This window comes from Pseudomonas sp. L-22-4S-12 (genome assembly GCF_009799935.1).
In the GTDB taxonomy this organism is placed as follows: Bacteria; Pseudomonadota; Gammaproteobacteria; order Pseudomonadales; family Pseudomonadaceae; genus Aquipseudomonas.
This window is the reverse complement of record NZ_WELL01000006.1, coordinates 136561-160952: the sequence shown is the minus strand read 5'-3', so window position 1 is coordinate 160952 and position 24392 is coordinate 136561. Positions and strand designations below refer to the sequence as shown.

General features: G+C 63.0%; 18 protein-coding genes. 4 read left to right on the top strand and 14 right to left on the bottom strand.

Annotation, left to right across the window (positions count from 1 at the left end; all coding sequences use genetic code 11):
- Positions 1-7: 7 nt before the first annotated feature.
- Positions 8-1036 (top strand): IS30 family transposase, encoded by a 1029-nt coding sequence (locus F3I16_RS15585; protein WP_160494472.1) that lies wholly within the window; start codon positions 8-10, stop codon positions 1034-1036.
- Between the two features lie 50 nt (positions 1037-1086).
- On the opposite strand, the gene F3I16_RS21430 is transcribed toward F3I16_RS15585, so the two are convergent.
- The 9 genes from F3I16_RS21430 to F3I16_RS15535 form a co-directional block, all read right to left on the bottom strand.
- Positions 1087-1281, bottom strand: coding sequence for a polymorphic toxin type 47 domain-containing protein (locus F3I16_RS21430; protein ID WP_160494471.1), 195 nt, complete (start codon positions 1279-1281; stop codon positions 1087-1089).
- Between the two features lie 219 nt (positions 1282-1500).
- A complete protein-coding gene (locus F3I16_RS15570) occupies positions 1501-1806 on the bottom strand; it encodes a hypothetical protein (protein WP_160494470.1) in 306 nt (101 codons plus the stop codon).
- The gene (locus tag F3I16_RS15565) at positions 1803-6572 is read right to left on the bottom strand and encodes an RHS repeat-associated core domain-containing protein (RefSeq protein ID WP_160494469.1); all 4770 of its coding nucleotides are present in this window, start codon (positions 6570-6572) and stop codon (positions 1803-1805) included. Before F3I16_RS15565 ends, F3I16_RS15570 begins: the two co-directional genes overlap by 4 nt.
- The gene (locus tag F3I16_RS15560) at positions 6569-7306 is read right to left on the bottom strand and encodes a DUF4123 domain-containing protein (RefSeq protein WP_160494468.1); all 738 of its coding nucleotides are present in this window, start codon (positions 7304-7306) and stop codon (positions 6569-6571) included. Before F3I16_RS15560 ends, F3I16_RS15565 begins: the two co-directional genes overlap by 4 nt.
- Positions 7296-9353 carry a type VI secretion system tip protein VgrG gene (locus F3I16_RS15555; protein WP_160494467.1) on the bottom strand — a complete coding sequence of 686 codons (2058 nt, stop codon included), beginning with the start codon at positions 9351-9353 and terminating at the stop codon, positions 7296-7298. The genes F3I16_RS15560 and F3I16_RS15555 overlap by 11 nt, the downstream gene beginning before the upstream one ends.
- Positions 9354-9534: 181 nt before the next feature.
- Positions 9535-11190, bottom strand: a complete 1656-nt coding sequence (locus F3I16_RS15550) for an AMP-binding protein (protein WP_160494466.1) — start codon at positions 11188-11190, stop codon at positions 9535-9537.
- A 385-nt stretch (positions 11191-11575) separates the two neighbouring features.
- Entirely contained in the window at positions 11576-12034 is a 459-nt protein-coding gene (sixA, locus tag F3I16_RS15545) for a phosphohistidine phosphatase SixA (RefSeq protein ID WP_160494465.1), read from the bottom strand.
- Positions 12031-12378 (bottom strand): DUF4389 domain-containing protein, encoded by a 348-nt coding sequence (locus tag F3I16_RS15540; RefSeq protein ID WP_160494464.1) that lies wholly within the window; start codon positions 12376-12378, stop codon positions 12031-12033. Before F3I16_RS15540 ends, sixA begins: the two co-directional genes overlap by 4 nt.
- 25 nt (positions 12379-12403) lie before the next feature.
- Complete coding sequence (locus F3I16_RS15535) at positions 12404-13426, bottom strand: NAD(P)H-dependent glycerol-3-phosphate dehydrogenase (RefSeq protein WP_160494463.1); 1023 nt, start codon at positions 13424-13426, stop codon at positions 12404-12406.
- 272 nt (positions 13427-13698) lie between these two features.
- Here F3I16_RS15535 and F3I16_RS15530 point away from each other — a divergent pair, with 272 nt between their 5' ends.
- The 3 genes from F3I16_RS15530 to fabB all read left to right on the top strand — a co-directional run bounded on the left by F3I16_RS15530 (position 13699) and on the right by fabB (position 17527).
- Entirely contained in the window at positions 13699-15600 is a 1902-nt protein-coding gene (locus F3I16_RS15530) for an ATP-binding protein (protein WP_160494462.1), read from the top strand.
- Positions 15601-15780: 180 nt separating this feature from the next.
- The gene (gene fabA / locus F3I16_RS15525; protein ID WP_160080653.1) at positions 15781-16296 is read left to right on the top strand and encodes a 3-hydroxyacyl-[acyl-carrier-protein] dehydratase FabA; all 516 of its coding nucleotides are present in this window, start codon (positions 15781-15783) and stop codon (positions 16294-16296) included.
- A gap of 13 nt (positions 16297-16309) precedes the next feature.
- Positions 16310-17527, top strand: coding sequence for a beta-ketoacyl-ACP synthase I (fabB, locus tag F3I16_RS15520; protein WP_160490540.1), 1218 nt, complete (start codon positions 16310-16312; stop codon positions 17525-17527).
- Positions 17528-17843: 316 nt separating this feature from the next.
- Here fabB and F3I16_RS15515 read toward each other — a convergent pair whose 3' ends face one another.
- From F3I16_RS15515 to F3I16_RS15495, 5 genes are all read right to left on the bottom strand, one after another.
- Positions 17844-19469, bottom strand: coding sequence for a methyl-accepting chemotaxis protein (locus F3I16_RS15515; RefSeq protein WP_160494461.1), 1626 nt, complete (start codon positions 19467-19469; stop codon positions 17844-17846).
- A 182-nt stretch (positions 19470-19651) separates the two neighbouring features.
- Positions 19652-20098 carry a DUF3859 domain-containing protein gene (locus tag F3I16_RS15510; protein ID WP_160494460.1) on the bottom strand — a complete coding sequence of 149 codons (447 nt, stop codon included), beginning with the start codon at positions 20096-20098 and terminating at the stop codon, positions 19652-19654.
- 220 nt (positions 20099-20318) lie between these two features.
- Positions 20319-21083 (bottom strand): methanethiol S-methyltransferase, encoded by a 765-nt coding sequence (gene mddA / locus F3I16_RS15505; protein ID WP_160494459.1) that lies wholly within the window; start codon positions 21081-21083, stop codon positions 20319-20321.
- Positions 21084-21137: 54 nt separating this feature from the next.
- A complete protein-coding gene (locus F3I16_RS15500) occupies positions 21138-21413 on the bottom strand; it encodes a DUF4242 domain-containing protein (protein ID WP_160080663.1) in 276 nt (91 codons plus the stop codon).
- A gap of 116 nt (positions 21414-21529) precedes the next feature.
- Positions 21530-24331, bottom strand: a complete 2802-nt coding sequence (locus tag F3I16_RS15495) for a PAS domain S-box protein (protein ID WP_160494458.1) — start codon at positions 24329-24331, stop codon at positions 21530-21532.
- Between the last annotated feature and the right edge of the window lie 61 nt (positions 24332-24392).

Below are 24392 nucleotides of genomic sequence, written 5' to 3'. Positions count from 1 at the left end.
TGCCCCTATGTCTTATTCCGAACTCAGCATTGAAGAGCGCGCCACCATTCAAATCGGTCATGCCCAAGGCTTCAGCCTGCGTAGGATTGCCTGCTTGATCACCCGATCCCCTTCGACCATCAGCCGGGAGCTGCGCCGCAATCGAGCTGCCTGCGGTGGCTACTCGGCTCGCGTGGCCCAGCAGCAGATGCAGGCCCGCCGCCAGGTTTGTCGACCGATGCGAAAGCTGTTGCCGGGTGGCGAACGCTTCGAGTTGGTGGCCCATATGCTGCGTGAGCGTTTGTCTCCCGAGCAGATTGCCGGCAAGCTGCGCAGCATGAACATTCCCAGCCTCAGAGATGCCTACGTCTGTCGCGAGACGATCTATAACGCGATCTATGCCTTGCCGGTCGGCGAATTGCGTAAGGAGCTGATCATCTGCCTGCACCAAAGCAAGACAACGCGCCGGCCGCGCTCTGGCGGCGTGGATCGGCGCGGCCAGATCCCTGAGATGGTCAGCATTCATGTGCGCCCGCCGGAGATCGAAGACCGGCTGATGCCGGGGCATTGGGAAGGCGACCTGATCAAGGGTAAGGCCAACGCCTCGTCCGTAGGCACGCTGGTGGAGCGCACCAGTGGCTACCTGATGCTGGTGAAGATGAATGACGCGACGGCAACCTCGGCGATGGAGGGCTTCAGTGCAGCGCTCAATGGCATGCCACTGGCGATGCGCAAGAGCATGACCTACGACCAGGGGCGAGAGATGGCGCGCCACGCCGAGATCACCCAGAGAACCGGTGTGGCGATCTTCTTTTGCGATCCCCACAGCCCTTGGCAGCGCGGCAGCAACGAAAACATCAATGGTCTGATCCGCCAGTACCTGCCCAAGGGGACGGACTTGTCGGGACACAGCCAAGAACAGTTGGATGCCATTGCCTTGCAACTGAATATGCGCCCCCGTAAACGCTTCGATTTCAAATGTCCGATCGAAATGATGAGTGAGGTGATGCAAAAGGCCATGGCTATGCGGCACGATGCGCACACTTCAATCCAATAACCGTGTTGCACTCAGCTCCTGCAACCGCCCGATTTCAGACTCAACATAGCTCATTGAACACCTCCAATTCTTGCTCGAGAGACGGGGGAGCTGCGGAACCAAAATATGCCCCTCTTAGCTCCTCCGCCGTCGCGCTTACCAGGTGTCTGATATCCAACGTGTGGAGATGCGGGACCGTCAGAGCTGGGAACTAGCGCAGGGTCATCTAGGTTGACTTCTGCACCTTTATTCCTCCCATTTAGCACTCACCACTCAGTGGGGAATGTCTTTCCGTTCTGATCCTTACCCCACTTGGTGACCGTGAATTCGTCTCGAGAAATGCCAGTTCAAGAAAAGGCCTCATGAGAAAGGGGACGAATTTATTTACTAGATTTATTTGCTACTCCTACACGACATGGAGACATCGGTAATAAATCAACCCCTTCTCGAATCCTTTTAATTCGACTCTGTGGCTCCTGAAGGCTTCACATGGACTCTAATATTAACCACTGCGCGGCGACTATCTTGCCTATCAATTCTTTATACGACTTTGCGCATGTAATATGCACAGGGCTTTCCCAGTCATATTCTTTTATTACACGAATCTGGAAGAAGCCTGATGGGTCGAACGAGGGGTACCATCCAACATCTAGCAAGTATGTGCCGGCGTAAGACACTTGCAGCAAGTCTTCTTTCAAAGACTCAAAGTCTAATTCGCCATCATTGAGATCGACAATGGGACTGAGCTCATCAAATTCAATTATACCTTTTAAAAGTGAGCGCAGGGTCATTTTTTAAGTCTCTTAAATTCGGCTTCAGATATTGGGTGGCCGTGGATAGTGTTGGCACTGAGCTCGACTCTTATCCAGCGGCTCGGTTTACCTTCACTAGCCCCAATGACCTCATCATATTCTTGAACTTTCCATGGTTTTCCATTTGTCGTGGAGGTGCCGATCTCATAGGCTCCTCTCTCGAGCTTTTCAATATCGACCCCAGGTTTGTATTTCGCGGGCCCAGATTTTGTTGATTTTACTACTTCTGGCCACTCTTTATTCTTTGGCGGCACGTGCTTATAACCATGTGGCGTCCATTTAACTTCATCGGCAGAGGGGGCGGGGGGAGTACCTTCATCAACATTCGCTTCTGCGCTGGGATTTTCTACAGGCTGGCCGTCCTTACCGGGGCACTGCCCTAGCGTCGAGTGTAAACCTAACTGATCCACCCACCCCGTCGGATTAGGCACGTACTGGTAGTTGTTCAACCCACCCGCCAGCTTGATCGGGTCCGGTGTCAGGAACGATCCCGTGCCGGGGTTGTAGTATCGATGCCGGTTGTAATGCAGCCCCGTTTCGGCGTCGAAGTACTGGCCCTGGAAGCGTAGAGGGTTGTCGACTTCCGCGGCTTCCACCTTGGCCAGGCTGCCATAGGCGCGGTACTGCACTGACCAGAGAATCTGCCCGCCCGCGCTGGTCAGCTCCTGCGGGGTACCCAGGTGGTCGAGCTGGTAGTAGCAGGGCTCGGCGGCATCGCCTTCGCCCTGCAGCAGCGCCAGGGGGCGGAAGGTGCCGGGTTCGTAGACGTAGCTGCGATAGTGCACCGGGCCGCTTTCGGCGATCAGGCGTTCGCCCTGCCAGAGGAACTCGGTGGTCTGGCCATCCAGCGTCTTGGCGATGCGTCGGCCAAAGGCGTCGTAGCGGTACTGCACGCGGCGGCCATCCGGCAGGCTGGCGCCGATCAGGCGGTGCTGGTTGTCGTACTGGTATTCGGTGATCAGCCGCTTGCCGGCGCCACGACGCTCGCGTACCAGGTTGCCGAAGGCATCGTAGTCATAGTGGCTGTCGCCTTGCATCAGCAAGCGGTTGCCCTTGACGTTGGCCAGGCCGCTCGGGGTGGCCGTGTTCTGCGCCAGCAGAGTGCCGGCGGGGTCGTGGGCGAAGCTCTCTGGCAGGTCGCCACGCACGGCCACCAGGCGATCCAGCGGGTCGTAGTGGAAGCTGCGGTTGCCCTTGCGCGAGTCCTCGATGGCGGCGAGGTTGCCACTGGCATCGTAGCGATACTGGCGTTGCAGCAGTTGGCGATGGTCGCTGCGCACCCGGTGGGCCTGCAGTCGGCCCTGGTCGTCGTAGTCGTATTCGCTGAGCAGGGTGCCCTGGCGCCGGTAGCGCTCGCGACCTTGTTCGAACTGGTGACGGGTCAGTGGTTGGTCGTTGAGGTCGATGCCCGTCAGCTCTCCGCCAGGGCGATAGCGATAGTCCAGGCGGCTGCCGTCGGGCAGGCGGCAGTGGCCCAGTTGGCCAAGCGTGTCGTATTCGTAACGCAGGGTCGCCCAGCCCTGGTGCTCCTCGATCAGGCGGTCGCGCAGATCGTAGGCGTAGGCCAATGGCCATTGACCGTCGTCGACGCCGACCAGCCGGCCCAGGCCATCGTAGGCATAGTGGATCTGTTCGCCGTCGGCCAGGGTCTTGACCAGCAGGCGCCCGGCGCTATCGCGCTGGTAGGCGGTGATCCGCTCGCTGCCGTCCTCGGCGAACTCCTTCTTCTCGATCAGGTGGCCGGCGAGGTCGTAGCGGTAGGCGGTCTGGCGCCCGTCGAAACCGGTCTCCTGGCTGATCAGGCCGTTGGGGTGGTAGTCCAGCCGGTAATGTTCGCCGCGCTCGTTTTCGATATCGGTGAGCAGCAGGCGCGCATTGTCATAGCGGTAACGCAGTTGGCTGCCGTCGGGGTTGATGCGCCGGCTGACCAGATGCAGGCCGTCTGCATATTCGTAGCGGGTGACGCGGCCCTGCTCGTCGCGCTCGCTGGTGATCTTGCCATAGGGGTTGTAGGTATAAGCGCGGGTGGCGCCGCTGGGCAGGGTGACCTGAGCCAGGCGGCCGCCGGCATCCCATTGGTACTGGGTCAGCGCGCCGTTATCGTCCTGGCGGGTGATCAGGCGGCCGAATGCGTCGTAGCGGTAGCGGCATATGCCACCGCCGGGCAGCCGCTCCTCGATCAGCTCGCCCTGGGCGTTCCATACCAGCAGATGCTGGCTGCCGTCCGGATGGCGAATTTCCAACAGGCGGCCGCGGGCATCGTAGCGGTAATGGGTGATCTGGCCGAGGGGGTCGGTTTGTGCGGTGATGTCGCCCTGCACGTTGCGCTCGTACTTCCAGATGGCTTCGCCGCGGCGCACGCTGCGGACGTGGCCGTCGAGGTAGTCGTAGTAGGTCGGCTCGCCCTCCGAAGGGATCAAGGCTTGCAGATGCCCTGCCGTGTTGTAGCGGTACTCGGTCAGCGCGCCAAGCGGACTCTGCTCGGCGAGCAACTGCCCCTTGTCGTCGTAGGACCTGAGTGTTTCGCCTCCGTCCGGATCGACCTGGCGTACCAGGCGCGCATTTTGGTCGTGGACGTAGGTTTCCTCGCTGCCGTCGGCGTTGACCACGGTTACGCCACCCAGGTCGTCCCAGTTGTAACGCGCGTCCATCTGGCCGAAGTTGGCCCAGTGGTGTACGCACCGCGCCTGTTTGCCCTGCCCCTGCCATTCCCAGTAGAACGCCGCGCCGCCGGCCAGCTGGCGTTCGAGAATCACGTTGTCCGGGTCGTAACGGTAGCGTTCGGTCTCGCCCAGGGCGTTGCTGGCGGCGACCAACTGGCCCTGCTGGTTGTACTGGTAGCTAACCAGCGTCTGTACGCTTTGCCAGCTGGCTTCCTCGTTCTCGGCCGGGCGCTGGATCTGGTAGTCCACGGCGACGATGCGACTGCTCTCGTAGCGCAGCAACAGGGCGCGCCCTGCACCGCTGAGGCGCCGTGGCCGGCCGGCCAAGTCGCGGTTGAGATTGAGGCGGCAGCCATAGGCATCGCTGATGGCGATCAGGTAGCCACCCTGAGCATCGCGGCGGAAGTGGTAGAAGCGCGGTGTCTTGCCGGCCTGCGCCAGGATCAGTTCGGTGGGATCCTGGCCAAGGTAGATGGCGGCGCGAGCCAAGCGGTTGGTGATGGCCGGCCGCTGCTCGCTGGGGATGGGAAAGTGGGTGCGGCGATTCTCGTGGTCGGTCCAGACCAGTCTTTCACCTTCCAGCTCAAGGCGCTGGGCCAGGCTGTGGCTCCAGCCGAAGCCCAAGCCGCAGTCGAGCTCCGCGGCGCTGGTGCGATAGAGCCTGTCCCAGGCAAACGGCAGTACACCTTCTAGGGCGGCATCGGTGAGGGTAAGCAGCTCCTCGCCGGAGACCATGGAGACAGGTTCGCCATGCTTGCAGGTTGTGCACTCTTGATCGGCGGGCTGGCCACTAGGTGTTTTGGCGGTGGTGGAGGCGTCATCCACTGCTTCACTCTTATCCGTGCGAAAGCCCGGCCGCTTTTTGTTGCGCACCAGAGAGAGCGCATCCTCCACCACCTGATTAATCTTCTGCGGAAGGCTCTTGATCATCAGGGGTACTTTGGCCGAGCTGTTGACCAGCATGCTGCCGCTGGCCACAAGTGGGGCCACGACCTTGGCGTGGGCGCTCAGTGCATGGCTGCGGCTGATGTCGATCAGTCCCTGCATGGCATCGACCAGATTGTCCGTCGCAGGCGTTACCTTGACGGCTTTCTTGAGCCCTTTGACCGAGAGCCGGAAGGCCAGGCCCAGGCCGCCGGACAGCACTATGCCGAGCAGGATGTTGAGCAGGATGCCCGCTTCGAACGCGCTGATCATTTCGGCGGCTTCAACGGGCGGCAGCAGTTCTGCCCAGCAGCAGATGGTCGCCGCGAAGAAGAAGATCAGGGGCTCGTCGTGCAGGATCATCAAGGCCGTGTGCAGGAGATCCTTGGCTTGTTCCTTGAGCTTTTGGAAGTCCAGCTCGGAAATGAAGTTGAGTAATTGCTCCTTGAATTTATCCAGATCGCTGAGCATTTCGATGAGGCTTTTCACATCGTCGATGATGTTGCTCATCGCATGCCCAACACCGGCCAGGAAGGCTTGGTTGATCTCCAGCAGGCGGCGTGGATCCCCGACCGGGGACATCATCAGCCAGTGTGCGGAAATGCGCGTGGTCCACTCCTGCAAGAGCCAGCCGTGCAGGTTGTCCAGCAGGCCCGTATAGGAGGTGAACAGTGCGTTCATCTCGGGTTCGCCGACAGTCGGGTAGAAGGTCACCCGATACTGGCGATTGGGAGTACAGCCGCTGATCGATGCCTTACCGTCGGCATCCAGCCTGCCGGTAAATTTCTGCGGCGCAGGGCCGAAGGAGCCGGTTACTTCTTTCACCTCATAGGGGGTGTTGCCAATAGGCACGAAGGAGACTGTTTCGAAACGGTGTAGGATGTTGAGCTTGCCGTTGGCCGGGCAGGCGGCGTAATCCTTTAGCTTCCCGTCGCCCTTGTCGGCGGCAACCTTAAGCACCTCATTGCCGTGATCGTCGGTAAGACGGATCTGTTGCTCGACATCCAGCATCCAACCGGTCTTCCAGTCTTCCGCATAGCCCTTGTAGTGGTTGAGGATGTCCTGACGGAATTTGTCGATTACCTGCTTGCCATCAGGCTTTTCGGCATACAGACCGTGCAGCATGAACAGCATTTTGGCGATTTCGGAGGAGATCATCGGGCGGCTTCCTTTTCCAGTAGCGCCAGCAGGCGCTCCTTTAGTCGGTCATCCATGGCGCCATTACGTACATGGCGCTCGACCTTGAGCTGTAGATTGGCGGTTGGCAGGGCGAAGTACAGATCGGCATGCTCTTCGCGCAGCCATTGCATGAGGTTGTCGACGAGAGTGCTGGGGTCTTCTCCCATCAGTGTGGCTATCAGATCCGCAGGCACCTGCCACCAGGGGTAGGCTTTGGCGGGCTGCAGCGGCACGGGATCGACTTGTACGGCTCGGCCATTGACCCAATAGCGGTGCAAGGCGGGTAGAACCTGGGTGATGTTCTGTCCCATATGTTTCAGGGTGGGGAGCCAGTAACTGCCGTCCCAGAAGCGGAAGAACACTTCGGCGCCATCCGGCATTCGCACCTGGGTCAGACTGCGCAGATGGTCGAGCACGGATTCCGGCGGGTGGGGCGACATCGCCAGCCAGCCCCTGTCCTGGGTAGGAGCCTCATCCATCCAGTCCAGGAAGTTGCTGTCGATTTCCAGTTCGCCCAGATAGGGCATCACCTCCTGCCAGCCGGCATAGGGTGTGCCGCTCCAGATCGGCCGGGGCAGGATGATGCTTGCCTGTTGGTAATAGGCCTGCAGCGGGTTGGCTTCGCTGGCGTTGCCCATCACCACATAGAGGCGCTGACCCTCCTGCCATTCCGCGCCCAGCCAGTCTCGGGTGGAGAGCATTTCAGATGGCACAGGCGCCTCCCTTGCACTTCTCGCACTCCTCGCAGAAGGGGGCGTTGCGCTTGAGGGTCTGGAGCTGGGCGGGCGTGAGCAGTGCGCCGGCTCTATCGGCATCGGCCTGTAGCAGTGCGCCTGGCGGCAGTACGGCGATGCCGCTACCCACGCCCGGCGCCCCACCCGAATTGATCTTGATCGTCGCCCCGCTCAGGGTCACGCCCCCCGGATCGAGCTTGAGCCAGCTGCCGCCGCCCTTGGCGGTGAGTTCCATGCCGGCCTCGATCACCACCTTGCTGCCGGCGTGGTAGTGGATTTCGTTGCCGGTCTCGGTGAACTGGCCGCTGCCAAGCTTGATGTGCTGAGTGCTTGCTACTGTGAGGTGGTCATTGCTGCGTGCCTCGGTCTTGCGGTCGGCGCGGGTGGTGCGGTGTTCCTCGGCTTTCAGTTCGGTGTAGCTGTTGGCCTCGACCGTGTCGTGGCGTTCGTGGCCGATGCGGATCTTCTGGTCGTTTTCGACGTTTTCGTCCCAGTCTTTCTGGGCGTGCAGGTAGATCTGTTCCTGGCCCTTGCGGTCTTCGATACGCAGTTCGTTGTAGCCACCGCCGCCGGGTGAGCTGAGGGTCTTAAATACCGTGCGGGTCTTGTGCGCCGGCAGGTCGTAGGGCACCACATGCTCGGCGTGGTACAGGCAGCCGGTGACCAGTGGTTGGTCGGGGTCGCCTTCGAGGAAGCTGATCAGCACCTCCATGCCGACCCGCGGGATGGCTATGCCGCCGTAGCGCTCGCCGGCCCAGCTGCTGGCCACGCGCAGCCAGCAACTGGTCTTGTCGTCGGCCTGACCCTCACGGTCCCAGTGGAACTGCACCTTGACCCGACCATATTGGTCGCAGTGGATCTCCTCGCCCTTGGGGCCGGTAACCACGGCGGTCTGGCTGCCCAGCACCTTGGGCTTGGCATGTTGCAGGGCCGGGCGGAATGGATCGGCCCAGGGTGTAGCGCAGAAACGGTTGCGGTAGCCCTGCTGGAAATCCTCGCCATCCAGCGCCTGGCCGGCCCGGCTGCCACCGATAAAGTCAGTCACCGACTCTTCCAGCACCTGCGGCTGCTTGCCTTGGTGCCAGACCTCACGCAACAGCCACAGATCGTTCAATGGTGCGCTGGGGTGCTGCTGCAGGCTGAGGAAGTGGCCGCAGGCCAGGTGCGCATCGCTTCTGCCTTCGGCCTGGGTGTAGTCGCTGCGCAGGCGCTCCAGGGCGCGCTTGGCCAGGTTTTTGCCGCGCTCGCGCTCGGTGAAACGACCGGGAAAATCGTAGACCTCCAGGCTCGGCTGGAACGCGCTGTTCTGGGTGGCTTGCAGGGTCAGGCGCGGCTTCTCGAAGTCGTAATCGCGGAAGCTGGACTGGGTGCTGCGCGTGGCCAGGCGCACGTTGAACGCGCGTACCACCGCATGCTCGGCGACCAGGCCGCTGTCCTGCTGGTAGTTGAGCGCCGGCAGCTTGCGGAACACCGTCTGGTCGTCGCCGAACACCAGCGCATGGGCATTTTCGCTGTGCTGGAAGTGAAAGCTGATGCCCTCCTCTTCGCACAGGCGCTGAATGAAGTGCAGGTCGGATTCGTCGTACTGGGTGCAGTAGTCGCGCGGCGGATAGACGCTGCCGAGCTGGAACCTGTAGGCGCCCTGCGCGATGCCGTGTTCCTCAAGCAGGTGCGCGATGATCTGCGGCACGCTCAGCTGCTGGAAGATGCGCTGGTTATGGCGGTGTTGCAGGTAGGCCAGCTGCGGCCTAAGGCTGATGCTGTAGCGGGTCAGGCGCTTGCCGGAGTCACCCTGTTCGATGGCGTAGATCAGGCCATGCACGCCGCCGCCATCGGGGCCGAAGGCGAGAAAGGCCGGCTGATTGAGCAACGCTTCGAGATCCAGCTGCGGGTCCTGGCTGACCAGCTCGATGTTGAACTCATACGGCTGGTTGAGCGCCTCGCGGCCCTCGAACGCCAGTACCTGCAGATCGCTGGCGACATCCTGAATGCTCAGGGAAATATGCGCTTGATTGGCATCCCTCACGCCCTAACCTCCTTCCTGGAGTTTGCAGAAGGCGCAAGGGTGCCCAAGCGGGTGCGGGGCTTCAATGACCGGATTGCCGAATCATGGCCCCGGTCAAAGAAATGCCTGTTTAACCGCGCAAGACCCGCTGCAATGAGGCGCTAGACAGCCCCGTGCATTGCGGCAGGACCTCCGCCGGCACCTATTCCTGCCAGAATACCTCACCGGAGCGACTGCCCCAGGCCTGGAAGTGCGGGCTGTAGGTGCCCTCGACGATGGCGCGCTTGATCTTCAGGGTCGGAGTGAGGAAGCCGTTGTCGACCGCCCAGACCTCCGGCACCAGCACCAGGCTGTGCAGGCGCTCATGCTTGTCGAGTTCCTGGTTGATCTCGTCGAGCAGGCGCTTGAGGCTGCCCTCCAGCTGCTCGCGCGGCTGCTTGCGCCCGGTCTCGGAAAGCACGCACAGGGCCAGGGGTTGCGGCAGGCCGTCGCCAACCACGCAGACCTGCTCGATATGCGAGTGCACCGCCAGGCGGTTCTCGATCGGCGCCGGGGCGACGTACTTGCCCTTGCTGGTCTTGAAGATTTCCTTGATCCGCCCGGTCAGGCGCAGGTTGCCTTCGCCATCCTGCTCGCCCTTGTCGCCGGTACGCAGGAAGCCATCCGCGGTCATCGCCTCGGCGGTCTTGCCCGGTTCCTTGAAGTAGCCCTGCATGGTCGAACCGCTGCGCACCAGCACCTCGCCCTCCTCGCTGATGCGTACCTCGACGCCGGGATTGTTCTGGCCGATCCAGCCCTGCTTGAACTTGCCCGGCCGGCAGACGTGGGAATAACCGCAGTTCTCGGTCATGCCATAGACCTCCTGCAGCTCCAGGCCGAGGCGGCGATACCAGTTGAGCAGGGTTTCCGGCACCGGCGCGGCGCCGGACAGGCCATAGCGCACCGCATCTAGGCCCAGGCCGCGCAGCACCTTGCGCCCCATCAGGCGGCCGAGCAGCGGGATGGACAGGAGCAGATCCAGCCTCTTGGCCGGCATCTTCGAGTAGACGCCCATCTGGAACTTGGTCCAGATCCGCGGCACGCCGAACAGCACCGTGGGGCGTGCGCGGCGCAAGTCGGCGAGGAAGGTATCGAGGCTCTCGGCGAAGTACACGCTCAGGCCGCTGTACAGCGAATTGAGCTCGACGAACATGCGCTCGGCCACATGGCACAGCGGCAGGTAGGACAACACCCGGTCGCTCTGGCCGACGCCGAACAGCTCGGTGGCATGGCTGGCGGTGAAGCCGAAGTTGCCGAAACTGTGCATCACCCCCTTGGGCATGCCGGTGGTGCCGGAGGTGTAGATGATGGTCGCCAGCTGTTCGGCCGCCGGGCGCGGGGTGTTCTGGATCGGCGCACAGGCCTGCAGGTCCTGCCAGGTACGGTCGAAGCGGCCGTGCGGGTGCAGCGGCAGGCTCACGCTGATCACATTCTCCGGCACGCCCGGGGCCATCGCCGGCCAGTCGTCGAGCTTGCCGATGAAGGCGGCACGCACCTCGGCATGCTCCAGGACCTGGCGCACCGACTCGGCGGTGAGGTTGGGATACAGGGGCACGGAGACGTGACCGGCCATCCAGATGGCCAGGTCGGTGACGATCCAGTGGGCACAGTTCTTCGAGATGATGGCGATGCGGCTGCCCGGCTCCAGCTCCAGGCTGCGCAGCCAGCTGGCGGCGCGACGCGCCTGCTCGCCGACCTCGGACCAGGTCAGCTGCTCGATCTGGCCATTGCCCAGGGGCTGGGTCATGTAGACCTTGTTCGGGTGGAGCGACTCACGCGCGAAGAACGCTTCGAGCGGTAAACGGATTGCACTGGCCACGCGGCCTCCTTGTTTTTTGTTATTGTCACAGGGAGCAACCAAGCACTTGCTTGGTTGAATATTCCACGGGCAAGGAGGGAGTGCAAGTTAAGAAATGTTTCAGCGCACGCAGGGCTACTAGGGGCTGTTCCCGTTTCGTTCGCGAACTGCGTTGCTGCGCAAAATCGCGCCAGGCTAGGCGTGGGACGCAGGCAATGGTCATTCCCTTGGCAAGTCCCGCAACGACGCATGGCGCGATTTTGCGCGCAACCCGCAGGGACGGGCCCGTTTTTGCGCGGAACGTCGTTACTCGACGGCTCATTTGGACGACCAAACCTCGCGTCTCGCGCCTAGCTCCGTGCAAAAACGGGCTCCGTCGCAGCCGTGAACGAAACGGGAACAGCCCCTAGTGCGGGTGATACAGGGCGTCGACGGTCATCGCGCCGGCCAGCGGGAACTCGCCACCCAGGCAGATCAGGCTGGCCGTGTGCAGGGTGAAGGGCTGTTGCAGGTGGCCATGTACCAGCAGCCCGGCCAGCGCGCCGAGCAGCGGGTTGTGGCTGACGATGAGCAATTCCTCGGCCATGAATTCATCCAGCCGGCGCAGCACCTGGCGCGGGTCGTCATCGGGGGTCAGCCAGTCGAGGGTGGTCAGCGGCAGCGACAGGCCGAGCTTCTCGCGCACCAGCTCGGCGCTCTGCTGGGCGCGCCGATAGGGGCTGACCAGGATCTGCGTCAGCGGCCTCTCGCGCAGGTGCTTGGCCGCGTGGCGCACCTCCTTGCGCCCATGCTCGGTCAGCGCGCGCTCGGCATCGCTGCGCGCACGCGGTTCCGCCTCGCCGTGGCGCAGCAGCCACAGCTTCACAACTTGGGCTCTTCGTCCACCACCGGGTGCGCCGCGGGCGGAATGCTGTGCGGTTGGTTGTCCTGCGGCGCGCGCGGGGCCGGCCAGTCGGCGAAGGGCCAGGGCTTCTCTTCGGTATTGAAGGTGCCGAAGCGGCCGATCTGCTGCAGGTACTGGCTGAGGCTGTCGCCAAAGCCCTGCAGGCCGCCGTTGGGCGCACCGTAGAACAGGCGATAACCCAGCTGCAGCAGCACCACGCCGCCCAGGATGATTTCCGCCAGCTGCCAGACGATGACGAAAATCACCATCCACAGGATGCGCAGCAGGATGGATTCCCGTTCCAGCTCTTTGCTTGGTTCAGTCATGTCGTTCTCCCGATCTCGCTAGGTGTCAGAAACCGCTGGTGGAAATGAAGTCGACGTCGGTCTTCGGCTCGCCGCGCATCAAGGCCTCGATCACCTGGGCCAGAGTACGCCCTTCGAACAGGATTGCGTGCAAGCCGGCTACCAGCGGCATGTAGACCTGCAGTTCCTCGGCCTTGCTCTTCAGCACCTTGATCGTGTTGACCCCTTCGGCCACTTCGCCCAGGCGGGCCACGGCCTCTTCCAGGCTCAGGCCCTCGCCCAGGGCGAAGCCGACCTGGTAGTTGCGGCTCTTGGGCGAGGAGCAGGTGACGATCAGGTCACCCACCCCGGCCAGGCCGAGGAAGGTCATCGGGTTGGCGCCGAGCTTGACCGCGAAACGGGTCATTTCCGCCAGCGCGCGGGTGATCAGCATGCTCTTGGTATTTTCGCCCATGCCCAGCGACACGGCCATGCCGGCGATGATCGCGTAGACGTTCTTCAGCGCGCCGCCGAGCTCCACGCCGAAGCGGTCGCGGCTGGCATAGACGCGGAAGGTGCGCCCGTGCAAGGCCTGCTGCACGCGCGTGCACAGTTCTTCGTCCTCGCTGGCGATCACCGTCGCGGTCAGTGCCTGCTCGGCAATTTCCCGGGCCAGGTTGGGCCCGGAGAGCACACCGATGCGGGCCTGCGGCGCCACTTCTTCGAGGATCTGGCTCATCAGCTTGAAGCTCTGCGCCTCGATGCCCTTGGTGGTGCTGACCAGCAGCTTGCCCGCCAGCGCCCCCGCCACCGGCTGCAGGGCCTGGCGCAGCGCCGAGGATGGCAAGGCGACGAACACCAGCTCGCAGGCGGCCAGGGTCGCGTCAAGGTCGGTTACCGGCTCAACGCCGGGGTGCAGCTTCACGCCCTTCAGGTAGCGCGGGTTTTCCCGCTGGCTGCGCATGGCGGCCGCCTGCTCCGGGTCGCGCATCCACTGGCGAACGTGTTGGCCATTCTGGGCCAGCAGGTTGGCAATGGCCGTGCCAAAGCTGCCGCCGCCCAGCACTGCGACTGGTTGTTGCTCGGTCATGATGTATCCATACGAAGCCATCGGGATGGCGAATGGGCAGCATTATTGCGGAGCCTCGGGCAGCCGGCCAGCCCTTGTTGCAGATGCCGCCGTGCGCTGGCAAAGCAACGCATCTCGGTTAACATGCGCGGAACCCGCCCCGAACAAGGCCGTTTTGTGCGCTGCGCAGCATTCCCCCCAGACTCCTCCTCCCACATTGGCGCCCCAGTGCGCGAATGCGGCCACCATGACCACCCGACCGGCGTGCCTTGTGCCGACGAGGCGGGCACGTCATGAGCTACCGCGGCAACTGGAGCATCCACACCCGCACCCAGCTGGTCAGCGTAGGCCCGGCCCTGCTGCTGACCCTGCTGCTGGCCGGCCTGTTCACCCAGGCCCGCCTGCAGGACCTGCGCGAGGAGCTGAACCAAACCGGCCAGCTGATCGCCAGCCAGCTGGCGCCGGCGGTCGAGTACGGCGTCGTCACGGAAAACCCGGCGATCCTCGAAAGCCTGCTGCGCGCCACCCTGCAAACCCCCAATGTGCGCTTCCTCGAGGTGCGCGACCGCGCGCAGAACATCCTGGTCTATGTCGAGCGCCAGGACAGCGACAGCAATGCCGCCGTCGAGGTATTCAAGGCGCCCATCCGTCCGCAGCAGAGCGCCCTGGCCAGCGGTCGCCCGCTGCCGAGCGAGCAGTACGCCGCCGATTATCTCGGCCAGGTGGTGGTCGGCATGTCCGGCGACGCCTTTTCCAGCCGGCAGCAGGCGATCCTGCTCAAGGCGGCCGTACTCAGCCTGATCGCCCTGCTGCTGACCTTCCTGCTGGCACGCCAGCTGGCCCTGCGCCTGGCCCGCCCGATCAGCAACATGGGCCGCGCCCTGGAAGCCTTGCAGCAAGGTCGCTACCAGGCGCCGCTGGCGGAAAACGCCAACGGCGAACTGGGCGCCCTGGCGCGCCACATCAACAACCTGGCCGCCAGCCTGGCCAGCGCCAGCCACGAACAGCAGCTGGCCATGACCCAGCTGATCAAGACCCGCGAGGAGGCCGAGCAGGCCAACCGGGCCAAGTCCGACTTCCTGGCGATGATGAGCCACGAGCTGCGCACGCCGATGAACGGCGTGCTGGGCATGCTGCAGCTGCTGGAAACCACCCCGCTGAACGACGAGCAGGCCGAGTACGCGGCACTGGCCACCGAGTCGACGGAGCACCTACTCAAGGTCATCAACGACATCCTCGACTTCTCCCGCATCGAGCGCGATGCCCTCGAACTGGAGCGGATTCCGTTCAACCTGCTGGAGCTGCTGCAGGGTTCGATCCAGGTGTTCCAGCACAGCGCCCAGCAGCATGGCCTGCACCTGCGCCTGGAGAGCCAGCCGGGCCTGGAGCAGTTCGAGGTGCAGGGCGATCCCACGCGCATCCGCCAGATTCTGGTCAACCTGCTGGGAAACGCGCTGAAATTCACCGAGGAAGGTGGCATCCGCATCGAAACCCGCTGGCAGCCGCTGGATGAGCAGGTGCTGTGGTTCACCTGCGCGGTACACGACAGCGGTATCGGCATCGCCCCGCAGCGCCTGGAACGCATGTTCGATGCCTTCCAGCAGGCCGACACCTCGATTTCCCGGCGTTATGGCGGCACCGGCCTGGGCCTGTCGATCGCCCGCACCCTGGCCGAACGCATGGGCGGCACGCTGCATGCCCACAGCAGCGAAGGCGTGGGCTCGGTCTTCACCCTGGAGATCCCCCTGCCCTTCAGCCTGCGCCCGAGCATCGAACCGCAGGCCAACCAGCCGCTCGGCTACCGCGGTGAAGGCGAGGAAGTGCTGCTGGTGGAAGACAACCCGGTCAACCAGACCGTGATCGAGGCCATGCTGCGCAGCCTCGGCTACCAGGTCAGCCTGGTCGGCGATGGCCTGCAGGCCGTGCACAGCGCCAGCCAGCATCACTACGCGGCCATCCTGATGGATTGCCGCCTGCCGGTCATGGATGGTTACGAAGCCACCCGGCAGATTCGCCAGCTGCGTGCGTATGCTAATACGCCGATCATCGCCCTCACGGCCAATGCCCTGCAGGGCGATCGCGAGGCCTGTCTGCAGGCCGGGATGAACGATTACCTGGCCAAACCGTTCAAGCGTGCCGACCTGGAGCGCATACTGCTTCGCTGGCTACACAAAAACAGTCATCGAGAGTGCTAATGTCAACCTTGTCGGGCGTCATGGCGCCGGAGGGCAATCGAGGTTACAAGTGTTCACATCGAACTGTGACTTTCACCACGACGCAACAGTCTATGACTACGCTGCCGACAGATGCCCACGGCCTGCGGCAACCAGGATGTATCGCTTAGCCCCGTGCGGCGGGGCCATTGAGGAGCTCGCATGACCAAGCAAAACGCCTTCACCCGGGAAGACCTGCTGCGCTGTAGCCGTGGCGAGCTGTTCGGCCCGGGTAATGCGCAACTGCCCGCCCCCAACATGCTGATGATCGACCGCATCGTTCACATCAGCGACACCGGCGGCAAGTATGGCAAGGGCGAAATCGTCGCCGAGCTCGATATCAACCCGGACCTGTGGTTCTTCGCCTGCCACTTCGAGGGTGACCCGGTGATGCCGGGCTGCCTGGGCCTCGACGCCATGTGGCAGCTGGTCGGCTTCTACCTCGGCTGGCAGGGCAATCCGGGCCGCGGTCGCGCCCTGGGTTCCGGCGAAGTGAAATTCTTCGGCCAGGTACTGCCCACCGCCAAGAAGATCACCTACAACATTCATATCAAGCGCACCATCAGCCGCTCGCTGGTCCTCGGCATCGCCGATGGCACCGTCAGCGTCGATGGCCGCGAGATCTACAGTGCCGAAGGCTTGCGCGTCGGCCTGTTCACCTCTACCGACAGTTTCTGAAGGACTTTTCGCCATGCGCCGCGTCGTGATCACCGGTCTGGGCATCGTTTCCTGCCTGGGCAATGACAAAGACACCGTTTCCGCCAGCCTGCGTGCCAGCAAGGCGGGTATCCGCTTCAATCCGGCCTACGCTGAACACGGTCTGCGTAGCCAGGTATCCGGCTCGGTCGATCTCAACCTCGAGGAGCTGATCGACCGCAAGATCCTGCGCTTCATGGGTGATGCCGCGGCCTACGCCTACCTGTCGATGGAACAGGCGATCAAGGATTCCGGGCTCACTCCCGAGCAGGTCTCCAACCCGCGTACCGGCCTGATCGCCGGCTCCGGCGGGGCTTCGACCCTGAACCAGATGGAAGCCATCGATACCCTGCGCGAAAAAGGCGTCAAGCGTATCGGCCCATACCGCGTTACCCGCACCATGGGCAGCACCGTTTCCGCCTGCCTGGCCACGCCGTTCCAGATCAAGGGCGTGAACTTCTCCATCTCCTCGGCCTGCGCCACCAGCGCGCATTGCATCGGCCAGGCCATGGAGCAGATCCAGCTGGGCAAGCAGGACATCGTCTTCGCCGGTGGCGGTGAAGAGGAGCACTGGAGCCAGAGCTGCCTGTTCGACGCCATGGGCGCCCTCTCCACCCAGTACAACGACACCCCGGAGAAGGCCTCGCGCGCCTACGACGCCAAGCGTGACGGTTTCGTCATCGCCGGTGGTGGCGGCATGGTGGTGGTCGAGGAACTGGAGCACGCCCTCAAGCGCGGCGCCAAGATCTACGCGGAAATCGTCGGTTACGGCGCCACCAGCGACGGCTACGACATGGTCGCCCCGAGCGGCGAAGGCGCGGTGCGCTGCATGCGCCAGGCCCTGGCCACCGTCAACGGCCCGATCGACTACCTGAACACCCACGGCACTTCCACCCCGGTGGGCGATGTCGCGGAAATCCGCGGCGTACGCGAAGTGTTCGGCGACAAGGCGCCGCCGATCAGCTCGACCAAGAGCCTGTCCGGTCACTCGCTGGGCGCCGCCGGCGTGCAGGAAGCGATCTACTGCCTGCTGATGATGGAAGGCAAGTTCATCGCCGGCTCGGCCAACATCGACGAACTGGACCCGGAAGTGGCCGACATGCCGATCCTGCGCCAGACCCGCGAGAATGCCGAGCTCAATACCGTGATGAGCAACAGCTTCGGCTTTGGCGGCACCAACGCCACCCTGGTGATGCAGCGCTACAAAGGCTGAGTGATTCAGCGCAGATGAAAACGGCGCCCCAGGGCGCCGTTTTTTATTGGCTCGCTGGCAGGCTGACGGATTACGGGCGAACCAGGCGATTCAGCGGCTTGCTGCACCGAGCGGCAGCCCCCGTGAAACAACCCTGTACCCAGACTCTCGACGCAGGCCACATCTCGTAGGAGCGGCTTTAGCCGCGAAAGAGGCTGCGCCATCAGCCTGATCGCGGCTAAAGCCGCGCCCAGCAACCCCCTGCACACCCTTCAGTCGCGCAGCAGCGGCTGCGGCCGGCCCGCCGGGCAGATGCCAGCAGGCCGTCTATCACGCCTCAGATGCGGAAGCGCGCCACCAGGTTGTTCATGTCGATCGCCAGCCGCGACAGCTCCTGGCTGGCCGCACTGGTCTGGTTGGCGCCGGCAGAGGTCTGCAGCGACAGGTCGCGGATGTTCACCAGGTTGCGATCGACCTCGCGGGCGACCTGGGCCTGCTCTTCCGAGGCGCTGGCGATCACCAGGTTGCGCTCGTTGATCGAGGCGATGGCCTGGGTGATGTTCTCCAGCGCCACCCCGGCTTCGCGGGCGACTTCCAGGGTCGAGCGCGCGCGCAGGTTGCTGTTCTGCATGGAGCTCACCGAGCGCTCGGTGCCCTGCTGGATGCCACCGATCATCTGCTCGATTTCCTGGGTCGACTGCTGCGTGCGATGGGCCAGCGCCCGCACCTCGTCGGCCACCACGGCAAAGCCGCGGCCGGCGTCACCGGCGCGTGCCGCCTCGATCGCCGCGTTGAGGGCGAGCAGGTTGGTCTGTTCGGCGATGGAGCGGATCACGTCGAGAACCTGGCTGATGTCGCGCACCCGGCTGGCCAGTTGCTCGACCTCGTCGGCCGTGGCCGTCACATCCGCGGCCAGATGGCTGATCGAATCGACGGTCTGGCGCACCTGCTCGCGGCCCTGCTGGGCGGTCTGATCGGTCTCCTTGGAGGCTTCCGAGGTGCTCACCGCATTGCGCGCCACCTCTTCCACCGCCGCGGTCATCTCGTTGACCGCGGTCGCCGCCTGCTCGATCTCGTTGTTCTGCTGGTGCAGGCCGCGGGTGGAGTCTTCGGTCACCGCGTGCAGTTCTTCCGAGGCGGAGGCCAGCTGGTTGGACGAGTCGGCAATGCTCTGGATGGTGGTCCGCAGGCTCTGCTGCATGCTGCGCAGGGCGGTCAGCAGCTGCGCGGGTTCATCCTCGCCCTCGACCTGGATGGTCTGGCTCAGGTCGCCGGAGGCCACCACATTGGCCACCTCCACCGCCTGGGTCAGCGGCCGGACGATGCTGCGGGTGAGCATCAGGGCGAGGAAGATGGTGGCGGCAATCGCTGCCACGAGCAGCAGGATCACCAATTGGGTGGCGCTGTTGAAGACTGTCTCGGTCTGCGTGGCGGCGGCTGTCACGCCCTCGGTGTTCAGCTTGGTCAGCGTCACCAGCTCGCGGGTGACCTGGTCGGCATGCTGGTTGAGCTCACCTGCGGCAACGGCAAGCGCTTCGTCCAGCATGTCCTTGCGTGAATAATCCATGATGCGCATCTGTTCGCGCATGTACAGGTCTTTGGCCTTCTTGAACTTCTCGTAGGCCACCCGCTCTTCCGGCAGGGTGATCAGCGCCTCGTAACGGGCCTGCGCCGCATCCATGGAGCGCTTCATTTCTTCCACGCGCTGCTCATTGGCCTGCATGGCCTGCTCATCACGGATCAGCAGCAACCGCAAGGTCATGGCGCGGACCCGCAGGAAATCCTGGCTCATCTCGTCCAGCGCGAGAATGGCGGGCACCCAGATTTCGTTGACTTCGCTGGACTGCTTGTTCATGCGATTCATCTGCATCAGCGAGAAACCACCGACAACCAGAACCAGCAAGGCAAGTACCGCGAAACCTAACCCGGAACGAGTTGCGATTTTCATATTTCTCAAAGACATGGGCTGCACCTGATGACTAAGTACGAGTGAGGGAAGATAGGCGTCGATTCTTAAGATCAACTTAAATGGAATTACGCCCGGCTTCTATTCAACTTATCGACTAGTGCGCACGGGTCTTGAATGAGCCACGCATAAAAAAACCGGACATCACCATGCCCGGGTTTTGCCCAGCACAGTCAATTTCAGCGCACTTGAAAACGCTGCTCGACCAGCTTGCGATCGCCCTGGAACACCATGAACTGCCACTCGCCGGGCACCACTTCGTAGCGCTCGGTGAACTCGTAGGCCATCACGTCCTGCTCGGCACCGGCGGCCAGTTTCTGCACCACTTCGATCTTGTCCTGGCGCCGCCCGTCCGGCCCGATCAGGCCCGGAGTGAAATACATCAGCGTCAGCGGCTCGCCGCTTTCCGTCTTGCCGGACAGGCGATAACGCACGCCGAACTTGGTCCCGAGGCGGGCCGGCACCTCATCGGTCTGTTCGATCTGCTGGTTGGCCCGGGTCAGCACCCGCTCCCCCGGTTGAGGGTCCTTGAACTGGGTGGCGAACACGCCGTACTCGATCGGTCCTTCGACACGCACATCGGCCACTGCCAGGCCAGAAGCCAGGCCCAGTGCCAATGCCGTCATGACTGCGATGGCGCGAGCCTATGACGGATGCACGACAGGCTGATGACAACTGCGCAGCCGACTGTTGTAGCCTGGCAACAATGCCGAGCTGAGCAACAGCTTCGGTCTTGCCGGCACCAACGCCACCTTGGTGCTCAAGCGCTGAATCGGCAAGTAAGCCATTCCCGCATAAACGACAAGGGCGCCGATTGGCGCCCTTGTCGTTTATGGGTCTTAGTGCTCAGGCCGCTGCTTCATCATCGGCCTGGGCTCGGCGACGTCGGTTGAAACCCGGTATCAGCATCGGCACCTCGCGGCGATAAGCTTCGTACTCCGGGTGCGCCTCGCACAAGTCGCGCTCCTCCAACTGGATCGCCGAGAGGATATAGACCGTGATCATCAGCGCGAACAGTACATGGGTCATACTCATGTCGGGCGTCGCCCAGAAAGCGAAGAACCAACCGACATACAGCGGATGGCGCACGATGCGATAGAGCGCCGGGGTCTTGAACGGCAGCACCGTATAGGGCTTGCCGAACAGTTGCAGCCAGACCTGACGCAGACCAAACAGGTCGAAGTGGTTGATCAGGAAGGTACTGTAGAGCACCAACAACCAGCCAAAGGCGAACGCCGCATAGAACAGCCCGCGACCGACGGAATTTTCCACCGCCCACAACACGCCCCCGATCGGCTGCCAGTAGCTGAACAGCAGGATCAACGCCAGGCTGGAAAACAGCACATAAGTGCTGCGCTCCGCAGCCTCGGGCACCAACCCTAGCCACCAACGCTTGAACACCGGCCGCGCCATCAGGCTGTGCTGCACGGCGAATGCCGCCAGCAGCAGAATATCGATGGTCAGGGCCTGCAGCGTCGGCAGTTGGGGCGCGCCGTCGAGCGTGCGCGGCAGTAGCGGGCAGTTGCCAACGAAGGCAATGGCATACAGGAAGGTGGCGAAAAATACGGCATAACTGCCGACGCCATAGAGAAAGATCGCAAGGCGTTTCATGGTTTAGACCTCTTGGCTACCGTGCCGCTTATGGGCCGGTTCAGGCACGCGGGTTTAAGCAGTTGCACAACTGGGATCGAGTACGCTGCGCACTTCGCAGATGCGGTCAGCCGGAAAACCGCTGATCTGTGCGTGGCGCTGAATCAGCTCGGGGCTTTTCGCCAAATAGACACAGAACAGCTTGTCGGCGGTGACATAGGAGTGCAGCCACTGGATGTCGCAACCCAGGCCCTTGAGCACCTGATGGGAGTGCTGCGCGGCCAGGCTCAGTTCGCTCGGGCTCATCTGCCCGGCGTTGGGGATATGACGTTCGATCACATAGCGTTTCATGCGGGTTTCCTGCCTCTGTCTCGGGAAGCTGCAGAGTTATCTGCAGTTGAGGTCAGGTTGCGCCGCGTATGTATCTGCGCGATGGCGGCGTGTTCAGCCTTTGTATGCCTATGGTTTCAGTCGGTGTCACTGGGCAGGATCGTGCGCAACCAGGCATGCAGCCGGGCCTGATCCAGGGGCTTGCGCAGCAGCGCACGGATACCCTGGGCCAACACTTCGGCTTCATCGAGTTGCTCGCTGAAACCGGTATAGAGGGCAATCGGCAGGTCGGCACGAGCGGCCAGCAGCCGGCGGGCCAACTGCAGCCCCGTCAGGCGGGGCATGCACTGGTCGAGAATCACCAGGTCCCAGGCGTATGGATCGCTGAGCAACTGCTCCGAGGCCTGTTCGGCATCGCACCACAGGCACACGTCGAGCCCCCATTGGCTCAGGCGTTCGGCCATGAACTCGGCCACCATGCCCTCGTCGTCGACCACCGCGACCCGCCCGCGCCAACGGGTCTGCTGGCCCTCCTGGAGCAGGCTCGGGCTGCCCGCAGACGCCTGAGTGTCAGCTTGCACCAGCGGCGGAATCAACACCTTGAAACTGGCGCCCTCGCCCGCGCGGCTGTCCAACAGGATATGCCCGCCGTACTCATGGACGATGCCGTGCACCATGGACAGTCCCATGCCGCTGCCCTGGCCGGGCGCCTTGGTGGTAAAAAACGGTTCGAACATGCGCGATTGAACCGGCCCACTGATACCGGGCCCGCTGTCCTGCACCGACAGCATCAGGTAGTCGCCATTGAACGTCTGCAGGCAGGAGGCGCAGGTATTGCGCGGCTGGACCACCCGTTGCAGGGCAATCTGCAGCCGGCCTACGCTGCCCATGGCATCGCGGGCATTGATGCACAGGTTCATCAGCACCTGCTCCAGCTGCACCGGATCGACCAGGGCTGACGGCAGATCCTGGGCCAGATTCATCTCGATTTCCACGCTGGTTGGCAGGGTCGATTGCAGCAACTGACGGAATTCCCCGATCAGCTTGCCCAGCGCCACCGGCTGCGGCTGACCCCGGCTGCCGCGACTGAAGGTAAGCATTTGCTGGATCAGATCGCGGGCCTTTTCCGCCGAGTGTTGCACGCGGCTCAAATAACGGCCCAAGCGCTCATCGTCCTGCTTTTCGGCCAACTCCTCAGCCATCACCGTGTAGCCGAGCATACTGGTCAGCAGATTGTTGAAATCATGGGCGATGCCACCGGTCAGATGGCCTATGGCTTCCATGCGCTGGGCCTGGCGCAACTGTTGCTCCAGTTCCGCGCGCCGGGATTCGGCCTGTTGACGCTCGGTGATATCGCGCAGAATGCCGATAATCTGCGGTCCTTCGGCACCTTGCACCATCGAGATCGCCAGCTCGGCAGGAAACTCCTGGCCATCGGCACGCTGCGCACAGACTTCCACCCGCTGGCCGAGAAGCGCCCCCTGTCCCGTCTCGAGAAAGCGCTGGAAGCCCAGACGATGGGCATCCCGATGGCGCGGCGGGATCAGCAATTCTGCCAGCGGCTGCCCCAGCACTTCACCCGCCGTATAACCGAAACACTGTTCGGCTGCCGGATTGAAGGTGGTGATGCGTCCCTGGGCATCCATGCCGATGATGCAGTCCAGCGCACTGCTAACGATGGTGCGGTACTGCTGCTCGCTGGCACGCAGGGCGCTTTCGGCCTCCTTGCGTTGGCTGATCTCGCGGGTAAAGGCGAGAATCCGGTCGACGCCGGCGATGCTCGCGCGCTTGAGGAACACCTCGTCCCAGTGCAGGCTGCCATCGCGGTTGCGCCTGAGCCACTCGAAACGCTGCGGTCCTTCATCGCGGGCCCGGGCCAACCAACGCACGGCATCTGCGCCGGTATAGGGTGAATAGCCGGCACTGAACGCTTCAATGTCCATACGCAACATGTCCGCATGAGCGTAACCATAGATCTCGCAGGCCCGCGGATTGATGTCCACCAGGGCATAGCTGTTCAGGTCATGGACGAAGATCGCATCCGCCGACGCCTCGAAGATCGAGCGATAACTGGCCTCGGCATCCAGACGCTGCAACTCGGCGGCAGCCCGTACCGAGAAGATGCGCAGGATCGACTCCGCCCGGCTGCGATCCTGCATGGGCCGGCAACGGCCGGCGGCGATCAGCCCCAGCGGCCTGCCATCGCTGGCGAACAGCGGGTAACCGGCATAGCTGTCGACGCCAAAGGCCGTCAGCACGCCGTCATCCGGATAGCGTTCGAGCAGGCCACTTTCGACGAAGTGGAAGGCCTTGTTGAACACCTCCTCGCAAGGCGTACCCGGCAGCTCGTAGGTGACATTGCCGTGCAGCTTGCCCGCGTGGTACAGCGCCAGGGTCGTCAAACTCAACGGCGAACCCTCGTTGACGCGACTGACGAAGGCGAAATCGGCGCGCAGCGAACGTGCCATATAGCGCGCAATGGCTTCGAACACCGCCTCGCCGGTGGCGGCGCTGACACCCAGGGCGACATGCCGCAACGCCTCTTCGACGCGCTTGCGTTCGCTGATGTCGGTGGAGATGCCACACACGGCAATGACCCGACCCTGCTCGTCGTACAGGGGAAACTTGCTCGACAAATAGACCCAGGAACTATCCCGCAGTATCAGTTGTTCCTCGAACTCGATGGAATGACCGAGACTGGTCACACACAGGTCATTGTTGCGCAGGGCATCGGCGACGGTGGCGGGGAATAACTCGTGATCGCTGCGCCCCAGTACCTGCTCGGCGCTCAGCTGGAAGAACCGCTCGAAGGCGCGATTGACCAGCTGATAGCGGCCCTGCAGGTCCTTGATGTAGATCACCGCGCTGCTGTTATCGACGATCTGCCGTAACGGATGATCCGGGGCGCTGGCCACCAGCGCCGGAACCGGTTGGTTCATGCTGCGTCTCCGCACGGATACTCTGTCCGGAGTATAGGAACCGCAGCTGATGGTACGACGC

Coding starts and splice junctions, on each gene's coding strand:
- F3I16_RS15585 (WP_160494472.1), top strand. CDS start 8: ATGTCTTATTCCGAACTCAGCATTGAAGAGCGCGCCACCATTCAAATC.
- F3I16_RS15570 (WP_160494470.1), bottom strand. CDS start 1,806: ATGACCCTGCGCTCACTTTTAAAAGGTATAATTGAATTTGATGAGCTC.
- F3I16_RS15565 (WP_160494469.1), bottom strand. CDS start 6,572: ATGATCTCCTCCGAAATCGCCAAAATGCTGTTCATGCTGCACGGTCTG.
- F3I16_RS15540 (WP_160494464.1), bottom strand. CDS start 12,378: ATGACTGAACCAAGCAAAGAGCTGGAACGGGAATCCATCCTGCTGCGC.
- F3I16_RS15535 (WP_160494463.1), bottom strand. CDS start 13,426: ATGACCGAGCAACAACCAGTCGCAGTGCTGGGCGGCGGCAGCTTTGGC.
- F3I16_RS15530 (WP_160494462.1), top strand. CDS start 13,699: ATGAGCTACCGCGGCAACTGGAGCATCCACACCCGCACCCAGCTGGTC.
- fabA (WP_160080653.1), top strand. CDS start 15,781: ATGACCAAGCAAAACGCCTTCACCCGGGAAGACCTGCTGCGCTGTAGC.
- fabB (WP_160490540.1), top strand. CDS start 16,310: ATGCGCCGCGTCGTGATCACCGGTCTGGGCATCGTTTCCTGCCTGGGC.
- F3I16_RS15515 (WP_160494461.1), bottom strand. CDS start 19,469: ATGTCTTTGAGAAATATGAAAATCGCAACTCGTTCCGGGTTAGGTTTC.
- F3I16_RS15510 (WP_160494460.1), bottom strand. CDS start 20,098: ATGACGGCATTGGCACTGGGCCTGGCTTCTGGCCTGGCAGTGGCCGAT.
- mddA (WP_160494459.1), bottom strand. CDS start 21,083: ATGAAACGCCTTGCGATCTTTCTCTATGGCGTCGGCAGTTATGCCGTA.
- F3I16_RS15500 (WP_160080663.1), bottom strand. CDS start 21,413: ATGAAACGCTATGTGATCGAACGTCATATCCCCAACGCCGGGCAGATG.
- F3I16_RS15495 (WP_160494458.1), bottom strand. CDS start 24,331: ATGAACCAACCGGTTCCGGCGCTGGTGGCCAGCGCCCCGGATCATCCG.